Genomic DNA, 281 nt, shown 5'->3' on the forward strand with positions numbered 1-281 from the left:
GACGGCCGCCCGGAGGAGCAGAGCCTGCTCGCCGCGCTGGCCGCCCTGTTCGTGCGGGGCGCCTCCGTGGACTGGCGCGAGCTGCTGCCGGCCGGCGGCGCCGCGGCCCCGCGCCTGGACCTGCCGACGTACGCCTTCGACCACGAGCACTTCTGGCTCAGGACCGCGGACGCGGCCACCGACGCGGCCTCCCTCGGACAGACGGCGGCCGACCACCCGCTGCTCGGCGCAGTGGTACAACTCCCCCAATCCGACGGCCTGTTGTTCACCTCGCGGCTCTC

General features: G+C 75.4%; 1 protein-coding gene. It reads left to right on the top strand.

Going from position 1 to position 281, the window contains the following annotated elements:
• Window positions 1-281, top strand: a 281-nt coding sequence (locus G3I40_RS12130) for a hypothetical protein (protein WP_164302161.1), incomplete at both ends; no start/stop codon positions are given.

The sequence above is a fragment of the Streptomyces sp. SID14478 genome, assembly GCF_010548525.1.
Lineage (GTDB): Bacteria > Actinomycetota > Actinomycetes > Streptomycetales > Streptomycetaceae > Streptomyces.